This is a genomic window from Marinobacter sp. B-21, assembly GCF_056857895.1.
In genome coordinates this window covers 1-2383 of record NZ_JBSXNZ010000019.1, presented here as the reverse complement: position 1 = coordinate 2383, position 2383 = coordinate 1, and the positions used below count along the sequence as shown (strand labels likewise).

Genomic DNA, 2383 nt, shown 5'->3' with positions numbered 1-2383 from the left:
CAGGCGCGCTCCCCGCGCTTGCGCGGCTAGTTCAACGCGGAGCACAGCGGCGACCTTGGAGTGGCGACGAAGGAGCCACGTAAAGGGCGTCCGGCGGCCGCAGGCCGCGTACTGATGCGAATTGTTAGATGCCGGTTACCCGGCACTTTATTGTGGCACCCAAACCTGAATGCCTACTCCCGATACGTTGCACCAACCCAATCCATGGCGCTAGGAACCAGAACACCCTATGCGCAAATGATGCACGGAATTTACGCCGGATTGCCCCGCAACCTTAACACCGAGCTACCAGCCAAAACCTGTGACTGACTGGCGGCTGTGTTTTGCCCGATAACCACTGCCAAGCCGCGGCCAAACACCAAACCCAAAACCGCCGGAGCCAGGCATTTAACGCAGAGCTTTGCGGCAATTTTGGAACCGCGAAGCGGTGGAAAAATTGTCCGGCAACAGCGTCTTGTTAGGGTTTCTCCCCCTTTGCTTGCAGGTAAACAGGGTCCTGCCCAATAACCCCAAATCGTTTCATTTCTTCAAAATCAAGGATTTTTACACTCTTGTGAGACACCTTCATCATCTCGTCAAGAAGAGAAGTGGGAACTCGCATTTCCCTCATGTAAGCGCCAACTAATTCAGCAATCTCGTTATATTTCTTGCTGCTGCTTGCAAAATTTTCTGATCCCACAAACTCGCTTGAATAGAACGAATGAATGCCCATTGGGCCCACAGGGATGCGAACAACACCACCCAAGTGGGCGATTACACAAGCGCTATAACAAACAGAATCGTGGGTAACCTGAACAGATATAAGATTATTGCGAATTACCCTGCCAATTCTCATCGCCTCAATCAAATTGCCGCCATTCGAATGAAGGTAAATCTGACCTACTCTTACCGGTTGTTTTAGACTTGATGAAAGTACGTTGCTGGTAGCCTCAATGAAGTCAACGAGCCTAGCTGCATCACCTTCCTCAATATCACCTGCGAGGAGCATGGTGACACAAGCGCGTGACCCACTAAGATTTTCACACCCTGAACCATTTAGCCCTGAAACCGAGAAGTTTGCTGCCACGGTTGTGGACGAAATGGTAAGCAATACTAGCAATGCCCTGATCTGCAATCTCATGACTCTCAATCCTTGTTGAAACCCCTAACGATTGGCTTTGCGGCGTGCCGGAGCGCAGCGTAGGCGCGTCCGCCAACAGCCACTGGTTATACGGACTTTGCGACCAACATCTCAGTAGCACCTTTTTGAAACCGGTAACTAACAGGCTGCAATGAGACATCAATCCCATCGGCAGATAATGCGGTCATTACATGATCCAAATGCTTCGAGACCTCTCCGTCTAAGGATACAACAGGAAAGACACGAACTTCGGTCGCCACTCTGCATAGCTCCCGCATTGATGCGAGGTGAGTTGCCCTATCCACATGGTCACTGTAGAGAAAAAGATAGTGGGAGCAGAGTGCCAAATCGAACTCGGAGTCGGAAAACGGAAGCGACGGCAAAGACGCTGATACATACCGCCCTTGTTGAAAACCCGCCTGAAAGTCGGCCAGGAACCTCGACATGGCATTCATACGGACATCGCCAAGATGCTCGACGCTACTCAGTGACTCCCAAATATACTTGTCTGCATCCTGCTGCATCTTAGTCATGATTTCCGGGTACACTTCATCAATCCGGCGACGTATTTCGTCGACCTGAAACTGGTAAACCGGATCACAGGAAGCAACTTGGCACCCACGGTCTGTTGCCTCTACATTGAAGCTTGCGGGGCCATCACCGCAACCAAGGATACGCTTGTTCAGGTCATTCTTGGATAATCCGAACATCGCCTGATACTCTTCAAAAGATCGGCCCCACGGGACTACATTGGCTAACTTCAAATCTGACTCTCCTTAGTCTGTATAACGCTGCGCACAACGGCGCCCTGACAAGGGCGTCCGGCGGCCGCAGGCCGCGTATTGATGCGCCTGGTTAAGGGCCGTTCACCCGATTACTTATTTTGGCACCCAATGCTGAATGCCCACTCCCGGTACTGTGTACTAACTTGATCCATGGCGCCAGGAACCAGAACACCGAATGCACGGAAACTACCCGATGAATACGCCGGATTGCCCCGCGATCTGAACTCCCGATTGGCCGCTGTCAACACCCTTGCCAGACTGAAGGCGGTTTTCTGCCTGCCGGCAACCACTGAAATAGCAGCCAAACACCAAGCCAAAGAGCACCGGAGTAAGGCCTTTAACGATATAGATAACCGTCCACCTCCCGCCAACTCTCAGGCACACCCGAACTAAGGCAGGCACGCGACCGGGCCCCTGTGGATCGGTTCATCGGCTTGTTGGACTGGTCCGCACTCGAGGTCTCAGGCTAGCCTATGGG

2 protein-coding genes are annotated in these 2383 nt (G+C 52.3%); both read right to left on the bottom strand.

What is annotated here, in order from left to right:
- Window positions 1–457: 457 nt before the first annotated feature.
- A complete protein-coding gene (locus AC13C0_RS00435; protein WP_482953729.1) occupies window positions 458–1120 on the bottom strand; it encodes a COG3904 family protein in 663 nt (220 codons plus the stop codon).
- A gap of 86 nt (window positions 1121–1206) precedes the next feature.
- Window positions 1207–1884 carry a class I SAM-dependent methyltransferase gene (locus AC13C0_RS00430; RefSeq protein WP_482953728.1) on the bottom strand — a complete coding sequence of 226 codons (678 nt, stop codon included), beginning with the start codon at window positions 1882–1884 and terminating at the stop codon, window positions 1207–1209.
- Between the last annotated feature and the right edge of the window lie 499 nt (window positions 1885–2383).

Excerpts from the sequence above, each read along its gene's own strand:
- AC13C0_RS00435 (WP_482953729.1), bottom strand. The coding sequence starts at position 1,120 with ATGAGATTGCAGATCAGGGCATTGCTAGTATTGCTTACCATTTCGTCC.